The organism is Nitrospirota bacterium (assembly GCA_016195565.1).
Lineage (GTDB): Bacteria > Nitrospirota > Thermodesulfovibrionia > Thermodesulfovibrionales > UBA1546 > UBA1546.
This window is the reverse complement of sequence record JACPZK010000028.1, coordinates 27,169-44,568: the sequence shown is the minus strand read 5'-3', so window position 1 is coordinate 44,568 and position 17,400 is coordinate 27,169. Positions and strand designations below refer to the sequence as shown.

Genomic DNA, 17,400 nt, shown 5'->3' with positions numbered 1-17,400 from the left:
CTGCTACTGACGCCTCATTCCTCAAGCCTGCCAATACCATTTTCTGCTTCTCTTCTGCGCTCCATTTCTTTCTTGCCATCTGCTTCCTCCTTCCGGAGGACTAACTTACCAGTTGTTCCTAATTTCGTCAAACCCTACAACATTCCCAAGTTCAATCGCTGTAGCAGTACCAATCCCTGCCAGTATCCCACCAAAGAAAGCAGCTGATAACCCTGCTACTGACGATGCAACTAAATTTTTAGAATTCATGGTGGCCGATATAGCTGACAGGCATGTTTGAAGTCCATAATCTTTGCATGCTATTTTATAATCATCGATTTTTTTTAAGTCGTCCTCAATGAATTCTTTTGATTTATTCTGATAATTTTCATAAAAAAACAACCTAAGGTTTCTAAGCTTTTTTCTTGCATTTTCATCTTTTCTTATTTCTAGTATTTGATCCCAACTTGCTTTGCTGGTATCGATAAGTGCAAGGTTATTTAAACTTACAGTAATATCTTCGGAATCCTCATTTATTTCTTTCCCACAAACAGATGGCAATAAAATTAGCGGGTTGTTTATACCAATACTTTTGATCAGCAATAAATAAAAATCACGAAAGTTCATCCCTTTTTTATCTAAAATGGGGATAAATGGGTTGCTGAGATAATGTTCAATTATTTGAGTTTTCATATAGGCATACGAATTTTTGTTGAATTCTTCTAATGCCTCTTTCGAATTATCACCCTCAAATTTTTTCTGTAATAAAATACATTGAAACGAAATGGGCAACAAAAGATATTTTTCGAGAAAATATTTATTAATTTGATTATTTGCCGGTGTTTTGCCAAATGTGAGATCGTAGAAAACGTGTTCGTGAGTTTTACTCTTAAATTCAATTTCGTGAAATTTTAAAGCACCAGAAGCTTTTGATAAAAGTATTGTATGGCAAAATTCGTCCTTGGCAAGTATATAAAAAACACGGTCAAAATATAATGCAGCTTGTTTCAAATCCCCTAAACATACAGCATGTGCTTCTTTTTCATATTTCATACGTTCGATTTTAGGCGTCTACATTAATAAATATTGAGACACACCGTTTTTAATATTTCTTCGCTTATTACAGGGACACTTCCCGTATTATACGAACTATCTATAAATAAAATGTAAAGCTGCCTGCCTCTCTCTCCTCTCCCTCAATCCGCCGAAAAAATCTGTTAGTGCTAAAATTATTAAGAATCTCAGCCTATCGGCAGCGTTCTGATTCTAATTCTGTTATCCTCAAAAACAACAATACTTCCGGCAATCAATGCATCCTTTATTTCTGAAATATGAGTTAGGAGCAAAGAGATAGGGGAAAGGGCATTGTCTATAAGAAAATTCATGCGGTGACAAGAGGTATCTGACGTTCTTTTACAGCATCGGCGGCATAAAGTAAAGCCTCACGTATATCTTCGTGTTCCAAATCGGGATAGTCATCAAGGATTTCTTTTTCAGTCATACCATTCGCTACCATACCAACAATTGTTGCAATAGGTATGCGCAAACCTCTTATGCAGGGAACTCCGCCCATCTTGTCAGTATCAATTGTAATGCGTGTGAACCTCATAATGTTACCTCCCAAACTGCTTAATTTCATTATACCAAATATTTCCATTTGAATCACAAAAATTTAGTTGAATTTATTCATCGCCTTTGCAGCGCCGCCTGAGACAATCGCAGTGACAGCATCAACTGCACGTTCAATGGCATCTTTGATTATGGGGAGTTCGTCTTTCCGGAATTTTTTGAGGACATAGGTTTCAGGAGATATTCCAGTCTCCCTCCCTATCCCTATCTTGACCCTGATAAATTCTTTTGTGCCGATGCTCTGGATTATTGACTCAACGCCCCTGTGCCCGCCTGCGGAGCCGTTCCGTTTTATCTTGAGCTTTCCTGTGTCCATGTCAAGGTCGTCATGGATTACTATCAGGTTTTCAGAAGTGACATTAAATTTTCTGAGAACATCTTTCACGGCAATGCCGCTCAGGTTCATAAAAGTCAAAGGCTCTATGAGCAGAACGTCATGTCCTGCCATAGAGCCTCTGCCTGCAATATATTCTTTCTTTTCCTGTAAGGTTATATCAAAGGACTCAGCAACAGCCTCCAACACAATGAAACCGAGGTTGTGCCTGGTCTTTGAATACTTACTTCCATAATTGCCGAGTCCGATTATAGCCCACAATTATTTTTTCTCTGCTTTCCCTTCTGCCGCTTCCTTTTCTTCTTTCTTGCCTTTCTTTATTACTTCCGGCTCTACTATCTCAGGCGCAGCAGCAACAATGCCTTCAGCCGGCGCTTCAGGCTCTTTCTCAACAGCAGGAGCAACAATATTCACAATAATTTCATCAGGTGTGGTAAGAACCTCTATTCCCTCTCCTACCTGGATGTCTTTAACATGAATGGACTGGCCTATCTCAAGCTTTGATATGTCAGCCTCAAGATGCCCCGGTATCTTATCAGGCAGGCACGTTATTTCTATTTCCCTGAGCACATGCTGCAGGATGCCGCCGTCACGCTTCACGCCTATCGGCTCTCCATGAGTCACAATACGGACATTCACAGTCACCTTTTCCGTAAGAGATATCTCAAAAAAATCCGTATGCAGGATATCTCCCTTTAAGGGGTCTGTCTGATATTCCTTGAGAATAGCCAGTTTGCTGTCGCCTTCTGAAAACTTAAGATTAACAACTGTATGTTCACCTGCCGTAGAGTCAATAAATTCAGCCATAGCTTTTTTTGAGATCGCTATCGGCAGTGAACCGCCTCCCCTGTAGATAATTGCAGGTATCAAGCCCTGTCTTCTCAGCGCCCTCGCAATGCCCTTCCCTGCTTTATCTCTTTTTTCCACATTCAGTGTAGCCCTTTCCATCTTATCCTCTTCCTCCTTTATCCCCCGTTAATATCGGGGGTTATACAAAAAGCGAACTTATTGAAGATTCTTCATGAATCCTTTTTATTGCCTCGGCAAGCAGAGGCGCAATGCTCAGAACTGTGAGCTTTTTGCATTTCTCCTGCTTGCTGTCAAGCTGTATTGTGTTCGTTACAATCAGTTCTTCTATAACTGAGCTATTAATCCTGTCTATCGCGGGCCCTGAAAGGACAGCGTGTGTGCATGCTGCCAGAACCTTTTTTGCCCCCTTCTCCTTGAGCGCAGATGCAGCCTGAGCGATCGTGCCTGCTGTATCTATCATATCATCAAGTATAATTGTGTTCTTTCCCTTTACATCACCTATTACATTCATTACCTGAGACTCGTTTGCCCTCTCGCGCCTCTTGTCTATAATCGCCAGTGATGCGCTTAGCCTCTTTGCAAAAGCCCTGGCCCTCTCCACGCCTCCTGCATCAGGTGAAACTATAACAATGTCTTTAATATTGCTTTTTTTAATGTAATCAAGGATAACAGGCGAAGCATAAAGATGGTCCACAGGTATATTGAAAAATCCCTGTATCTGTCCTGCATGGAGGTCCACTGTCAGCACCCTGTTGGCGCCTGCCACTGTTATAAGGTCAGCCACAAGCTTTGAGGATATAGGGACTCTCGGCTGAACCTTTCTGTCCTGCCTGGCATACCCGTAGTAAGGGATAACCGCGGTTATCCTTCCTGCCGAAGCCCTTTTCAATGCGTCAATGAGAAGCAGGAGTTCTACAATATTATCATTTACAGGGGTGCATGTTGACTGAAGCGCAAATATATCAGAGCCTCTTACGTTCTCGTTTATTTGAACCATGATCTCGCCGTCGCTGAATGTGGTTATCAGCGTATCACAGACAGGAATGCCGAGATATTCCGCAACCTCTCCCGCGAGCTTCCTGTTAGAATTTCCTGTCAAAAGCTTTATGCCGTTAGGCATTGTTCCTCCATACAAAAGTTACAAATTAAAAGTTCAAAGTTTAAAGTGAAAAGTTTTAAAACTCTTAACTACTAACTTTTAACTCTTAACTCTCGATTTTGCTCTGCAAAATTGAGCTGGGGCGGGAGGATTCGAACCTCCATATGGGAGATCCAAAATCTCCTGACTTGCCGTTTGTCGACGCCCCAACATCAGGTTCAAAGTTAATAGTTTAAAGTTAAAAATTAACAGTTAAAAACATTATTATTCTACCCATTATTTCATCTCACTTTTAACTCTCAACTTTAAACTCATCACTGGTTAGCGTTTCGACAACCCTGCTCCAGCACGGCTTCATCGCCTCTGCGGCATCCCCGGCTTTTTCCCTGCTGCTGAATACACCGAAGACAGTCGGCCCGCTTCCACTCATAAGAGAAGCCTCTGCCCCCATGGCAAGCAGCCTGTCCTTAATTTCCCCTATAACCTGAAACTCCCCTATCACAGGAAGTTCAAGATCATTTTTCATCATTAAGGCAATGGATTTAAAATCCTGCCTCTCAAGGGCATGACAGAAAAGTTTAATATTATTATCTCTCTTTGTCAACTCCTGAAGCAGCTTGCTCATCTCTGAATAGGCCCATTTTGATGATACGCCGAGGGCAGGTTTGACAATGACAATAATATGTCTGCTGACGGCTTCAAGTTTTGTGACTATCTCGCCTCTTCCTGTAACCACAGCGACGGGGGCTTTAAAAAAGAAGGGGATGTCAGAGCCCAGCATTCCTCCGAATTTTATTAATTCTTCATCCTTTAGCCCAAGTTCCCACAGCCTGTTCAGCCCTGAAAGGGCGCATGCCGCATCGCTGCTTCCTCCGCCCAGGCCTGCAGATACCGGGATATCTTTCTTTAATGTTATGACTGCCCCTTTATTGACCGATAACTTTTCCTTCAAGAGAACCGCAGCCTTATAAACGAGATTTTCCTCAAGAGATATGTCGGCATCCGTTATTACCTCAATCCTGTCAGAATGTTCAAAAGTAAGATAGTCATAGAGGGAAATGCTCTGCATGAGGCTTAATATCTCATGATAGCCGTCTTCTCTTTTTCCCAGAACCGACAGAAACCAGTTTATCTTTGCAGGTGTTTTAAGCGTGAACATTTTAATTGGATAAAATACAGAAAATCGTCATTGCGAATGAAATGAAGCAATCTTTTTTGTATTATTAGATTGCCACGCCCCGATTTTATCGGGACTCGCAATGACTAATAAAGTTATCGTATGCAAAATTTAAAATTACGGAATTCACTTATTTTGTCACCTCGGCGACCCGCCTGGGGCGGGAATTTTTAATTTTAAATCTTGAATTTTCTTTTCTACTCTTCCCTTAAGCCCCTCTTCTTTTTCGTGGAACTTCAGCGCGTTCTCCCATGCATCCAGCGCATCTTTATTCAGGCCCTGAGAGAGGTAGACATCTCCAAGGTGTTCATAGATTACAGGGTCATTGTTTACTATGCTCTGGGCTTTCTGCAATGCCTTTACAGCCTCCTCATGCTTGCCCATCTTGAAATACACCCAGCCCAGGCTGTCAATCATATATCCGTTGTCAGGTTTTAACTTAAGCGCCTTCTGTATAAGAGAAAGGGCTTCCTCAAGGTTTATGCCTTTATCAGCGTAACTGTATCCCAGGTAATTCAGGGCGTCGGCATGTTCGGGATTTATCTCAATAGTGCGCCTGAGATATTTCACCATCTCTTCAAATCTGCCTGTTTTTTCATACGCCACTGCCATATTGAAATGGAGTTCAGTATCGTTCGGGAAAAGCCCCAGCCCTTCCGAGAATATTCCCTCTGCTTTTTTGTAGTCTTTTAACTGTATATAACTGACGCCGAGATATACGTACACTTCAGGCTTGCCTTTCTCAAAGCTCAGTATCTCTTCATACATCTTTACCGCATCAGTGTGCTGCCCTTCTTTTGAATAGATAAAGCCGAGATGCAGGAAGGCCCCTATATTTTTTGGGTCCACGGCAATAATCTTTTTCAGTTCCTCTGCCGCCTCTTTATATCTTTCCAATTCTTCAAGGGTAACAGCTAAGTAGTATCTGATCTGCACATCCGCCGGCTTGGCTGTAAGGACAATCCTGAATTCTTCTATGGCCCTGTCATACTGCTTGCTTTCTATATAGAGGAATCCGAGTCTTCTGTGTATATCAAGATTTGCCGGCTCCTGAAGGCTCATATTCCTGAGCTGCTCTACGGCCTTGTCAACGGTCTTATCCTTCAGATAAAGCTGCGTAAGCCGCTCCTGCGCAAGCGTATTATGCGGATTAAGCTCCACGCTTTTTTTATAATGCTTCTCCGCCTGTTTCAAATCTCCCTTAAGTTCGCTTATCACCCCGAGGTTAAGGTATGCGGCGTCAAAATTCGGCCTTACCTCCGCAACCTTGCTGAAATATTCGGCCGCTTTATCATAATCCTCCAAGTCCATATTTATGAGGCCGAGATAATACATTCCCATAGCATTGTCGGGGTCTGTTTTGAGAAAAGACTCAAGAATTTCCTTTGCATCGGAATACCGCTTTTCCGCAGCATACAAAACCCCCAGAAAAAGGTATGCATCTGCCTGTGTGTTATCAAGTTTAAGCGCCTTCTCAAAAATCCGTATTGCCTTGTCTGTATTTTTCTGGCTGTTATAAAGCTCGCCAAGCAGCATAAGCGCGGGCACATAATCAGGATTTGCCTTCACAGTCTCTTCTGTCATTGCGATAGCATCAGGAATCTTGCCTGTTCTCAGAAGCACATAACTTATCTGGGTTCTGATGTAGGGAGATGCAGGGTCTATCTTAAGCGCCTTTGAATAGTTATTCAGCGCGTCTTCCCATTTGCCTGAAAGTTCTGCCTCATAGCCAAGGATATAGTGATAATAAGCCTCTCTTGGAATATCAGGAGATTCGGCAGGCTCTGTACGGAATATCGGCGCACATGAAAAAACAAAAAGGACGGGCAGTATTAACAGGATTTTTCTATACACGTTGTTATTATGACACATAAACTATAGGGGGTCAACGTTCTGTAATTAAATTTGATTCTTGTTGAAACCCGCTGATTCATGATATATTCATTTGCATGCGAAAAAATATGCCATATCACTTTTTTATAGCATTCCGCTATCTTAAATCAAAAAAAAGACATAAGGGGATTTCTCTTAACACGGTAATTTCTGTCGGCGGCGTAGCAGTCGGCGTCATGGCGCTCCTTGTTGTCCTCTCAGTTATGAGCGGTTTTCATGAGGACCTGCAGAGAAAAATACTTGGTGTAAATGCGCATATTATAGTGCTCAGCTACAGAGGGGCTATGACTGACTACAAAGAAGTATTAGAGAAGGTCAGCGGAGAAAAAGAGGTTGTCTCTGCCTCGCCCTTTGTTCTCGGACAGGTCATGTCTTCATCAGGCAAAAGGGCGCATGGTGTATTCCTAAGAGGAATAGACCCTTCTCTTGAGGCAAATACCACAGAGATAGCCAAATACATAAAAGACGGAAAACTTGAGGACCTGAAATCCAAAGACAGCATCCCGGGCATTGTAATAGGGAAAGAGCTTGCGAGCAGTCTCGGAGTTTTCAGGAATGACATAATAAACATCATATCGGCTGTCGGAGAAATCGGGCCTATGGGAATGCTGCCAAAAGTTAAGCAGTTCAGAGTAGCTGCGATATTTGAGGTAGGAATGTTTGAATACGATTCAAACCTTGTCCTCACAGAACTTTCTTATGCCCAAGATTTTTTCGGAATGGGTAATAGCGTAACAGGCATAGAACTCAAGGTTAAGGATGTGTATAAGGCAGAGGAAGTAAGGGAACAGGTTCAGAAAACATTATCATTCCCCTATTACGGGAGGGACTGGATGCAGATGCACAAGAACCTTTTTTCAGCGCTGAAACTTGAAAAACTTGCGATGTTTGTCATACTTGTTCTAATAATTCTTGTCGCCTCATTCAATATAGTCGGCACGCTTATAATGAACGTGATAGAAAAAAGCAGAGAGATAGCAATCCTCAAGGCAATGGGAGCCACAAAAAAAGGCATTATGGCCATTTTTATGCTGCAGGGGCTTGTCATAGGGCTTGCAGGCACATTGCTCGGGATTGCCGGCGGATACATACTCGGCTATATGTTTAACAATGTAATCAGACTGCCTGCGGATGTATATTATCTCAGCCACCTGCCTATAAAAATGAAACTCATTGATTTCATAGCTGTATCTCTATCTGCATTGACAATAAGTTTTCTTGCAACAATCTACCCTGCATGGCAGGCGGCAAAACTGAACCCTGTGGAACCGCTGCGGTATGAATGAAAATAAAACCAAGAAATGATTGAAGTAAGGGGATTAAAAAAATCTTTTTTCCTGCCTGCAGGCGAAGTAAAGGTTCTGAGCGGCATAGACCTTTCTATAAGCCGGGGAGAGATGGCCGCAATAGTCGGCGTATCAGGCGCGGGGAAAAGCACCCTTCTGCACATCATGGGCACGCTGGATACACCAACATCAGGCAATGTCCTATATGAAAACAAGGACGTATTTTCTCTGGATGATTATTCACTTGCCGGTTTCAGGAATAAATCAATAGGCTTCGTTTTCCAGTTTCATCATCTTCTGCCTGAATTTACAGCAATTGAGAATGTATTAATGCCGGGGCTGATAAACATGTCTGGTTACGAAGAAATTAAAGAGAGAGCGGAAATGCTCTTAAGCGAACTGGGGTTATCTGAACGAAAGAACCATCACCCGGGAGAACTCTCCGGCGGCGAACAGCAGCGCGTTGCCGTTGCACGGGCCTTGATAAATGAACCAAAGGTCGTATTCGCAGACGAACCAACGGGAAATCTTGATACCCATACAGGCCAAGAACTTTTCAAGCTTCTGCTGCAGCTCAACGAAAAGAAAGGAATCACTTTCGTGATAGTCACGCATAACGAATCTCTGTCAAGACAGTGCCACAGGATTCTTGAGATGGCTGACGGAAAATTCAGGTAAATCCCGTTAGAAAACCTTGCCCTTCTAACGGGGTAAATTTTATTGATAAAACTTATTGACAATATGTGTTGCGTCTGGTAGGATTTTGGTAGTTAAGAGTTGGTATCAATAGCATCAGTAAGATGCTAAGAATTATAGGAGGAGGTAAGGTATGATTAAGAAAAAGGCAGCAAAGAAAAAAGCAGTAAAGAAAGCTGTAAAGAAAGTCGTAAAGAAAAAGAAGGCTAAGACAAAGAGGAAACCTAATGCTGCGTTCATGAAGCCCATGAAGATCAGCAGCGCCCTCGCATTAGTTGTAGGAGACAAGCCCATTCCAAGAACAGAGGTTACCAAAAAACTCTGGCAGTACATCAAGAAAAACGGGCTTCAGGACAAAGTCAACAGAAGGATGATAAATGCCGATGCAAACCTGAAAGCGGTATTCGGAGGCAAGGGCAAAGTTTCAATGTTTGAGATGACCAAGCTGGTCAGCAAACACATGAGCTAAGAATCAAATTAGCGATTTTTGTTAGTTTAAGTTAGAGGCAGGCAAATAAATCACTTTCCGTCTCAGTGAAAGTGATTTATTTGCCTGCCTTTTTATTCTTTCTGCTCCCGCATTATTTTTTAGCATCGGAATATATCCTGATTGCCTTGTTTCACTCAGAAATGGTAGAATGTATGAAATTTTTCAGAGGCAAGATATGATGATAGAACAGAAAATACCTGTAGGCTTAACATTTGATGACGTGCTTCTTATACCCGCGAAATCAGATATCCTTCCAATGGACGCTGACATATCTACCAGCCTTACAAAGAAGATAAAAATAAATATCCCCCTGCTCAGCGCTGCCATGGATACGGTCACGGAATCAGAGCTTGCAATATCAATTGCGCGCGAAGGCGGAATCGGAATAATCCACAGGGCCATGTCTGCGCAGAGGCAGGCGTCAGAAGTGGACAGGGTAAAGAAATCAGAGAGCGGCATGATAATAGACCCTGTGACAATCTCGCCTGACGAGCCAATCTCAGAGGCAATGGCTCTGATGGAGAAATATAGGATATCAGGCGTGCCTGTTACAGTAAAAGGAAAACTCGTTGGGATACTCACAAACAGGGACTTAAAATTTGAGACCGGGTTTAGCAAAAAGGTCTCTGACGTTATGACAAAGAAAAATCTGATAACAGCATCTATAGGAACAAACCTTGAGAAAGCAAAGGAGCTTCTCCACAAATACAAAATAGAGAAGCTGCCGATTGTTGATAAAGATTTCAACCTGAAAGGCCTTATAACAATCAAAGACATCGAGAAGAGAAGAAAGTATCCTCATGCATGCAAGGATAAGTTAGGAAGATTAAGGGTTGGCGGAGCAATCGGCGTAGGAGAGGATGCCATTTTCAGGGCAAGCCTTCTTGTAAAGGCAGGCGTAGATGTGATTGCAATAGATACAGCCCACGGCCATACAAAATCAGTCATAGAGGTCTTAAAGAAGGTTAAGAAAAAATTCGGAATAGAAGTCATTGCCGGAAATGTCGGGACTCAGGAAGGGACGCTGGATTTAATAAAAGCAGGCGCTGATGCAATCAAGGTTGGAATAGGCCCCGGCTCTATCTGCACAACGAGGATTGTTGCAGGTGCAGGAGTTCCGCAGATTACAGCTATAATTAACTGCTATTCAATAGCAAAAAAATACGGAGTCCCCATCATTGCAGACGGAGGCGTAAAATATTCAGGAGATATAACAAAGGCTCTTGCAGCAGGAGCGCAGTCTGTTATGATAGGCGGTCTTTTTGCCGGGACAGATGAATCACCGGGCGAAACAATCCTCTATCAGGGAAGAAGCTATAAAGTTTACAGGGGCATGGGTTCTTTGGGCGCAATGGAGCAGGGCTCAAAGGACAGATACCAGCAGGCAGGAGTTGAAAGTAAAAAACTCGTTCCTGAAGGAGTTGAAGGAAGAGTTCCAAATAAAGGCCCTCTCTCACAGAGCGTGCATCAGTTAATGGGCGGGCTCCGTTCGGGAATGGGCTATTGTGGATGCAAAAGTCTGAATGAATTAAGGCAAAAGGCAAAGTTCCTCAGAATTACAAATGCAGGCCTCAGAGAAAGCCACGTCCACGACGTTATCATCACGCGTGAAGCGCCGAATTACAGAACAGAGTGGTAGTCACACATTAAATCTGAAATTGATTATATCCCCGTCTTTTACTTCGTAAGTTTTACCTTCAAGTCTCAGCAGTCCTTTGTCACGCGCGGCAGACATGCTGCCGTGTGATATGAAATCATCAAATGATACAACCTCCGCCCTTATGAATCCGCGCTCAATGTCAGAATGAATCTTTCCTGCCGCCTTCTGCGCATCTGTGCCTTTCTTTATCGTCCAGGCCCTGACCTCATCCTCTCCTACTGTAAGGAATGATATAAGGCCGAGGAGGTCGTACGAGACATGGATTAATCTGTTCAAGGCAGGCTCATGGATACCGAGGTCATCAAGAAATGCACTTGCCTCTTCCGGAGACAACTGCGCAATCTCCATCTCAATCTTGCCGCAGAGGTTTAATACTTTTACCTGTTTGCCTTTGAAGAATTTCTGAAGTTCGGAAGTTGTTCCGGCAGTTTTTTCAGAGTTTAAATCTTTTTCCGAAACATTTAAAACAATAACCACAGGCTTTATTGACATGAACTGGAGATTCCTCATTGTCTTTTGTTCTTCCTCTGAGAATTCAATATCTCTGAGAGGCGTCTCCTTTTCAAGAACCTCTTTACACTTTAAAAGAATCTTCTTTTCTGTTTCATCCGGCTTCTTGCCTCTTTTTTGTCCCTGCTCCATCCTTTCAAGCCGTTTTTCAACAAGTTCCAAATCTCCGAAAATCATCTCAAGCTCTACAGTCTCAGCATCGCGGGCAGGATTTACATTCCCCAGCGGATGCACTATGGATTCGTCCTCAAAGCCCCTGATGACATGGACTATGGCGTCAACGTCCTTTATGAGGTCAGATACCTTTTTGTTCTGCTCAATATCGCCTTTTGTAATGCCTATATAATCAACATATTCTACTGCCGCGTATGTAGTTTTCTTCGGCTTATAAATCGCTGCCAGTTTTTCAATCCTTGAATCAGGAACTTTTACAACACCGAGATGAGGCTCTGCCGTAATAGTGGGATAAATTGTCGTCTCAAGGTTTAAGCCTGTCAGGGCATTAAAGATTGTCGTCTTTCCTGAATTCGCAAGTCCGGTAACTGCTATCTTCATCCGATTTCCTTTCTCATTGGGGAGTTGCTTCTTAAAAAAGCCCCTTAGGTATGTTTATCCCGAGATGCTGGTATGCATGCTTTGTGGCAAATCTGCCTCTCGGAGTTCTTTCAAGGAACCCTTCCTGCAGGAGATACGGCTCATAGACATCCTCTATTGTCTCTTTATCCTCTCTCAATGCCGCCGAAAGAGTATCCACGCCAACCGGCCCGCCGCTGAATTTCTCTATAATTGTAGAGAGGAGTTTCCTGTCTATGTCATCAAGGCCCTTTTCATCAACATCAAGGGCAAGAAGAGAGTCCTTTGTTATCTTCATATCAATTGCGCCGTCTCCTTTCACCTGCGCAAAATCCCTTATCCTTCTTAAAAGCCTGTTTGCAATCCTTGGAGTGCCTCTTGAGCGCAGTGCAATCTCAAGTGCGGCATCATCCTTAATCTCTATGCCGATAATCCCTGAAGACCTCAGCACGATTTTTTTAAGTTCAGAGTGCCCATAAAATCCAAGCCTGTTTATCACGCCGAATCTGTCTCTTAAGGGGGATGTAAGAAGCCCTGTCCTTGTTGTTGCGCCTATTAAGGTAAATTTTGGCAGGCTTAACTTCAGTGTCCTTGCATTAGGCCCCTGCCCTATGATTATGTCAAGCTGATAATCCTCCATTGCTGGATAAAGAACCTCCTCCACTATCCTCGGGAGCCGGTGTATCTCGTCTATGAAGAGGATGTCAAAGTCTGACAGGTTTGTAAGTATTGCAGCGAGGTCTCCCTGCCTTTCAAGCACAGGGCCTGATGTTGACCTTATATTGACTTTAAGCTCATTTGCAATTATCGTTGCAAGGGTCGTCTTTCCAAGCCCCGGAGGCCCGCAGAAAAGAACATGGTCTAACGGCTCATTCCTCTGCCTTGCAGCAGTGATGAATACTCCGAGATTTTCTTTTATCTTTTCCTGCCCGACAAAATCATTGAATGTCTTTGGCCGCAGATTTAGCTCATAGGTTAAGTCTTCCTCTTTTATGACGGGATTTAATGTCCTTTCGGGATTGTCCCGACTTGTCGGGACTCGCTGAGGTGAGTCGTCTTTACGAATCATTTGCATTACCCGTAAGATATTTTAAAGATTCTTTGACTAAAGTTTCTATCTCTTTATGCCCTTTTTTGTAAGCCATCTCAAGCGACTCTATCGCCTCTGCTTTTTTATATCCGAGATTAACAAGAGCTGAAAGCGTGTCTTCAAAAACCTTGTCTCTAACTTTTCCCAAACGGGGGAGTTTTTCTCTTAGTTCAAGTATTAACCTGTGCGCTGTCTTCTTGCCAAGGCCGGGTATCCGGCACAGGAGGGCCACATCTTCTTCTTCAATTGCGCGCATAAAATCATCATGCGATATTCCTGAGAGTATGTTTAACGCCATCTTCGGGCCTATGCCTGTTACGCCGAGAAGGGTTGTGAATATCCTTTTTTCATCCTCGGTTGCAAATCCGTATAGCTGTAGCGCGTCTTCACGCACATGAGTATAGATATTCAGAAAAACTGTGCTGCCTTCTGCCGGAAGATTAGAGAGTATGCTTAAAGGGACATTTACCTGATAACCCACGCCGCCGGCTTCCACGATGACATTATCGGGCCTTCTTGAAATAAGCTTTCCTCTTAATGAACCAATCATTACGCCTCTGCAAGCTGCATTGAGATAACCTTTGACACTCCCGGCTCTTCCATGGTTATCCCGTAGATGTAGTCGGATGCCTCCATGGTCACCCTGTTATGCGTTATCACTATGAACTGGATATTGCTTGAAAGTTCTCTCAGCATTCTGCTGAATCTTCCGGTATTGGAGTCGTCCAGCGGAGCATCCGCCTCATCAAGAATACAGAGCGGAGTCGGTTTTATAAGGAAGCTTGCAAATAAAATAGACAGCGCAGTCAGCGCCTTTTCTCCGCCTGAAAGAAGGGTTATGTTCTGCAATTTTTTACCGGGAGGCTGTGCGATTATATCTATGCCTGTTTCAAGAATATTATTTTCATCCGTAAGAATGAGTTCCGCCCTTCCGCCTCCAAAGAGTGAGAGGAAGACCTCCGAGAACTTTACCTTCAGCGCCTCAAATGCCTCTCTGAGTTTTTTCCTTGTTGTGCTGTTTATCTTTGTTATCGCCTCTTCAAGTTCGGCAATGGACCTGTTGAGGTCTTCCTGCTGTTTTGACAGAAACTCATACCTTGTGGTTAATTCTTCATACTCTTCAAGCGTGCCGAGGTTTACCGGCCCGAGCTCCTGAATCTTTTGCTTGAGTTCAGCCAGCCGCTCTTCGTCTTCCGGCAAGATAGGCTCTGTCTCAAGCGAATCTATTTCTGTCCCGTAATTCTGCCTTATATTTTCAGCAAGGTTTTCAATCTTCAGCCTGTGCTCTGCCCGTTCCACATCAAGACTTGAGACTTTAGATGTGAGAGCGTCTATCTCATGCCTGAGCGCCTTAACTGCCTGCTCATATGAGAGCATCTGCTGGTTTTCCTGTTCAAGCGCCTCTTTCCTTACAGATATGTCATCCCTAAGCCTGTCCGCATTTAAAACCATGCCTTTTATTTTCTCTTCGTTTTCTCCGGATTCTGCCTCTCTCTGTGAGATGCGCTCCTCAACAGACTTCATCTCTTCAGTCAGTAAATTGTCCTTCTGCGATAGTTCTTCCAGAGCATTGCCTGTTGTTTCTATCTCTTTCTGCGCCGCCTCTATCTTTTCTTTATGAGCGGTTATTGACAGCCTGAGGTCTGTTATATGCGAACGGTCTTCTTCATATCTCATCTTCTGCTGGATTATCTCTTCCAAAAGGCCTGTCATATCTTTTTCTATGGCGCTCTTTTCTGCTTCTCTCGTCCTTATTGCTTTTTCCTTTTCGCCTATCATGCTTTTTAGTGATTCCTTTTCCCTGATAATCTCTTCAACTTCTATTGCAAGATAGGCAAGTTTTCTGTCTGTCCTCTCTTTTTCTTCCTGATAGTTTGCAGAGGTAAGCTTTGAAAGTGACATCTCTTTTTCTGCATTAACAATAGCAGCCTCAAGGTCCTTTATACCTGATTCCTTCTCTGAAAGTTCCTGCTGGAGCCTGTTGATGTCTTCCTGCATTCTGGATATTAAATCTGTTTTCTGGCCTATTAATTCTTCAATCTCCCTTAACTCTCTTTTCCTCTTTAAAACGCCTCTGCCTTCTCCGCCTATGACTGCGCCCGAAGGCTCAACAATCTCACCGTCAAGAGTTACAAAAACTGTTGAATGTTGAATGTTGAATGTTGAATGAAGTTCAATGGCTGTCTTCAGGTCTTTTACAATGAAAATGTTTCTTAGAAGATTTTTTGCTATGCCTGCAAATTCTGCATCAACCTTCACAAAATCTACTGCCCTTCCGATTATGCCTGCAGGGACGTCAGACGACTCATCCATTATTCTGGAATCAAGCGGGATGAAGGACATCCTGCCGCTGCCTTTTGTCTTTAATGTGGAAACAGCGGTTTCAATATCAGCAAGGGTTTTGAGTATAAGCGAATTTATTTTTTCTGAGAGGGCGTTTTCAACTGCCTTTTCATATTCTGAGTCAACATTGAGTATATCCGACAGCGAAGTGACAATATGGAGATTAGACCCTTCCTGAAGTATTTCGCGGGTAGGCGCATCAAGCACGAGTTCCTTCAAGGAACCCATGCGGGATATGTTTGATGCAAGGTCTTCTTTTGTTTTTGACAGCTCATCCCTGAGATGTTCAATCTTCTCCCTTAGAGAGGAAACCGCTGAGGTATAGACGCTCTTCTTTTCACTGAGCAGAAGGGCCTCGGAGTTTCTGTCTCTGAGCGAACCCTCCACGTCCCTGATTGATAAATCAATCTCGCCTAAAACTTTCTTTGAATCCTCAGCGTCTTTTATAAGCAAAGCTTCTTTACGCTCCAGAGCCTCAAGAGACGTCTGCATCCTGCCTGTCTCGTTTCTGAGAGCGCTCAGTTCCTCTGATGCGCTGAATACATTTCTGCGCTTTGAATCTACAGAGCTTTCTTTTTCCGAGAGTTCGTTTTCCACCGACTCAATAAGCTCATTTTTCAGCCTTAGTTCCTCTTTAAGTCCTTCCATATCACCGGAAAGTCTTGCCTCTGTTCCGTTCAGCTCGCCAAGTTTTTCCGACAACTCATTTCTCTTAGTTTCAAACTCTTCTCTCTGAGTAAAGAGTTTTGCCAGATATTCTTTCAGATGGTCCCTGTCCGTATTCAGCACAGCGATTACTCTTTCGGTTTCCGCTATTGCCTTCTCCGCATCTCTGAATTCCTGCTGTATTATTTCAAGGGCTTTTTCTTTTTCAAAAATGCCAAGCCGGTTTGTTTCTGAAATGTTTTCAATCTTTGTGAGTTCAACCTTCTTCAGGGCTTCATTCTCTTTAAGCGCAGTATATTCTGCAAGTATCCTCTCAAGAGATTCCCTTAACGCCTGATGGTCTCTCTTTGCAAGCTTGAGTTCTATGGTCCTCATCTCCGCCGAAAGTTTTTTATACCGCTCCGCCTTTTTGGCCTGCCTGTCAAGCGCATTTATCTGCCTTTTCACCTCTGTGACTATATCGTTTATCCTCTGCAGGTTTAATCTTGACGCCTCAAGCTTATTCTGAGCCTCTGTCTTCCTGACTTTGTATTTCATTACGCCGGCTACTTCCTCTATGATGAACCTTCTGTCCTGCGGTTTGGAATTGAGTATGGCTGCTATCCTGTCCTGTTCAAGTATGGAGTAACTTTTCACTTCCAGGCCTGTGTCGAGGAACAGGTCTTTTATGTCTTTAAGCCGGCATACGGATTTGTTTGCCATATACTCGCTTTCGCCGGATCTGTAGAGCCTTCTTGTAACAGATGTGAAGTTCTGGGGGTCCTTGCCATTGTCCTGCGTGGGGTCTCCCATGCCTGACACAACAAGCGTTACCTCTGCCATCCCTTTGGGTTTTTTTGTTGAAGAGCCGTTGAATATCACTTCCTCCATCTTTTCGCCCCTCAGGCTCTTTGCGCTCTGCTCGCCCAAGGCCCAGCGGAATGCATCCACCACATTGCTCTTCCCGCAGCCGTTGGGCCCGACTATGCACGTAATCCCGGGATGGAGATTAAACGCAGTTCTTTCGGAGAAAGACTTGAAACCTATGAGTTCGATTTTTTCTATACGCATAAGAAAATTTAGCAGCGAATTTTATGTAGTATAACCTAAGAATATGTTCCTGACAAGCCTATTATTTGAGCGGCAAATGTAAAATCGGGCTGTTATTTCTGAATATGCATGCTGC

The 17,400-nt window shown here is 43.4% G+C and carries 15 protein-coding genes and 1 tRNA gene; 4 read left to right on the top strand and 12 right to left on the bottom strand.

Features of this window, described 5'->3' with window-relative positions:
• Positions 1-105: 105 nt before the first annotated feature.
• The 8 genes from HY035_09275 to HY035_09240 all read right to left on the bottom strand — a co-directional run bounded on the left by HY035_09275 (position 106) and on the right by HY035_09240 (position 6,882).
• On the bottom strand, positions 106-1,032 hold the full coding sequence (locus HY035_09275) for a hypothetical protein (protein ID MBI3378570.1): 927 nt from the start codon (positions 1,030-1,032) through the stop codon (positions 106-108).
• 328 nt (positions 1,033-1,360) lie between these two features.
• Entirely contained in the window at positions 1,361-1,588 is a 228-nt protein-coding gene (locus HY035_09270; protein ID MBI3378569.1) for a DUF433 domain-containing protein, read from the bottom strand.
• Between the two features lie 63 nt (positions 1,589-1,651).
• Positions 1,652-2,203, bottom strand: a complete 552-nt coding sequence (locus HY035_09265; GenBank protein MBI3378568.1) for an aminoacyl-tRNA hydrolase — start codon at positions 2,201-2,203, stop codon at positions 1,652-1,654.
• On the bottom strand, positions 2,204-2,890 hold the full coding sequence (locus HY035_09260) for a 50S ribosomal protein L25 (GenBank protein MBI3378567.1): 687 nt from the start codon (positions 2,888-2,890) through the stop codon (positions 2,204-2,206). It abuts the gene before it with no gap.
• Positions 2,891-2,930: 40 nt separating this feature from the next.
• Entirely contained in the window at positions 2,931-3,872 is a 942-nt protein-coding gene (locus HY035_09255) for a ribose-phosphate pyrophosphokinase (protein MBI3378566.1), read from the bottom strand.
• A 116-nt stretch (positions 3,873-3,988) separates the two neighbouring features.
• A tRNA-Gln gene (locus HY035_09250) sits at positions 3,989-4,060 on the bottom strand.
• 83 nt (positions 4,061-4,143) lie between these two features.
• A complete protein-coding gene (locus HY035_09245; GenBank protein ID MBI3378565.1) occupies positions 4,144-5,010 on the bottom strand; it encodes a 4-(cytidine 5'-diphospho)-2-C-methyl-D-erythritol kinase in 867 nt (288 codons plus the stop codon).
• Between the two features lie 156 nt (positions 5,011-5,166).
• Positions 5,167-6,882 (bottom strand): tetratricopeptide repeat protein, encoded by a 1,716-nt coding sequence (locus HY035_09240; protein MBI3378564.1) that lies wholly within the window; start codon positions 6,880-6,882, stop codon positions 5,167-5,169.
• Between the two features lie 107 nt (positions 6,883-6,989).
• On the opposite strand from HY035_09240, the gene HY035_09235 reads away from it, so the two are divergent.
• The 4 genes from HY035_09235 (at position 6,990) to guaB (ending at position 11,032) form a co-directional block, all read left to right on the top strand.
• On the top strand, positions 6,990-8,207 hold the full coding sequence (locus HY035_09235) for a lipoprotein-releasing ABC transporter permease subunit (protein ID MBI3378563.1): 1,218 nt from the start codon (positions 6,990-6,992) through the stop codon (positions 8,205-8,207).
• A gap of 15 nt (positions 8,208-8,222) precedes the next feature.
• Positions 8,223-8,885 carry an ABC transporter ATP-binding protein gene (locus HY035_09230; protein MBI3378562.1) on the top strand — a complete coding sequence of 221 codons (663 nt, stop codon included), beginning with the start codon at positions 8,223-8,225 and terminating at the stop codon, positions 8,883-8,885.
• Between the two features lie 151 nt (positions 8,886-9,036).
• Positions 9,037-9,372 carry an SWIB/MDM2 domain-containing protein gene (locus HY035_09225; GenBank protein ID MBI3378561.1) on the top strand — a complete coding sequence of 112 codons (336 nt, stop codon included), beginning with the start codon at positions 9,037-9,039 and terminating at the stop codon, positions 9,370-9,372.
• Positions 9,373-9,571: 199 nt separating this feature from the next.
• On the top strand, positions 9,572-11,032 hold the full coding sequence (guaB, locus tag HY035_09220; protein MBI3378560.1) for an IMP dehydrogenase: 1,461 nt from the start codon (positions 9,572-9,574) through the stop codon (positions 11,030-11,032).
• Here guaB and ychF read toward each other — a convergent pair whose 3' ends face one another.
• The 4 genes from ychF to smc are packed head-to-tail and all read right to left on the bottom strand — an operon-like array spanning position 11,033 to position 17,285.
• Complete coding sequence (gene ychF, locus HY035_09215) at positions 11,033-12,118, bottom strand: redox-regulated ATPase YchF (GenBank protein MBI3378559.1); 1,086 nt, start codon at positions 12,116-12,118, stop codon at positions 11,033-11,035.
• A gap of 31 nt (positions 12,119-12,149) precedes the next feature.
• Positions 12,150-13,205, bottom strand: coding sequence for a Holliday junction branch migration DNA helicase RuvB (ruvB, locus tag HY035_09210; protein ID MBI3378558.1), 1,056 nt, complete (start codon positions 13,203-13,205; stop codon positions 12,150-12,152).
• Positions 13,195-13,776: a Holliday junction branch migration protein RuvA gene (gene ruvA / locus HY035_09205; GenBank protein MBI3378557.1), complete on the bottom strand. Its 582-nt coding sequence runs from the start codon at positions 13,774-13,776 to the stop codon at positions 13,195-13,197. Before ruvA ends, ruvB begins: the two co-directional genes overlap by 11 nt.
• Positions 13,776-17,285, bottom strand: coding sequence for a chromosome segregation protein SMC (gene smc / locus HY035_09200; GenBank protein MBI3378556.1), 3,510 nt, complete (start codon positions 17,283-17,285; stop codon positions 13,776-13,778). The genes ruvA and smc overlap by 1 nt, the downstream gene beginning before the upstream one ends.
• Between the last annotated feature and the right edge of the window lie 115 nt (positions 17,286-17,400).

Bases quoted from the DNA above. Each gene is read 5' to 3' on its own strand.
- HY035_09260 (MBI3378567.1), bottom strand. From the start codon at position 2,890: ATGGAAAGGGCTACACTGAATGTGGAAAAAAGAGATAAAGCAGGGAAG.
- ruvA (MBI3378557.1), bottom strand. From the start codon at position 13,776: ATGATTGGTTCATTAAGAGGAAAGCTTATTTCAAGAAGGCCCGATAAT.
- smc (MBI3378556.1), bottom strand. From the start codon at position 17,285: ATGCGTATAGAAAAAATCGAACTCATAGGTTTCAAGTCTTTCTCCGAA.
- HY035_09275 (MBI3378570.1), bottom strand. From the start codon at position 1,032: ATGAAATATGAAAAAGAAGCACATGCTGTATGTTTAGGGGATTTGAAA.
- guaB (MBI3378560.1), top strand. From the start codon at position 9,572: ATGATAGAACAGAAAATACCTGTAGGCTTAACATTTGATGACGTGCTT.
- HY035_09270 (MBI3378569.1), bottom strand. From the start codon at position 1,588: ATGAGGTTCACACGCATTACAATTGATACTGACAAGATGGGCGGAGTT.
- ychF (MBI3378559.1), bottom strand. From the start codon at position 12,118: ATGAAGATAGCAGTTACCGGACTTGCGAATTCAGGAAAGACGACAATC.
- HY035_09230 (MBI3378562.1), top strand. From the start codon at position 8,223: ATGATTGAAGTAAGGGGATTAAAAAAATCTTTTTTCCTGCCTGCAGGC.
- HY035_09235 (MBI3378563.1), top strand. From the start codon at position 6,990: ATGCCATATCACTTTTTTATAGCATTCCGCTATCTTAAATCAAAAAAA.
- HY035_09255 (MBI3378566.1), bottom strand. From the start codon at position 3,872: ATGCCTAACGGCATAAAGCTTTTGACAGGAAATTCTAACAGGAAGCTC.
- ruvB (MBI3378558.1), bottom strand. From the start codon at position 13,205: ATGATTCGTAAAGACGACTCACCTCAGCGAGTCCCGACAAGTCGGGAC.
- HY035_09225 (MBI3378561.1), top strand. From the start codon at position 9,037: ATGATTAAGAAAAAGGCAGCAAAGAAAAAAGCAGTAAAGAAAGCTGTA.
- HY035_09245 (MBI3378565.1), bottom strand. From the start codon at position 5,010: ATGTTCACGCTTAAAACACCTGCAAAGATAAACTGGTTTCTGTCGGTT.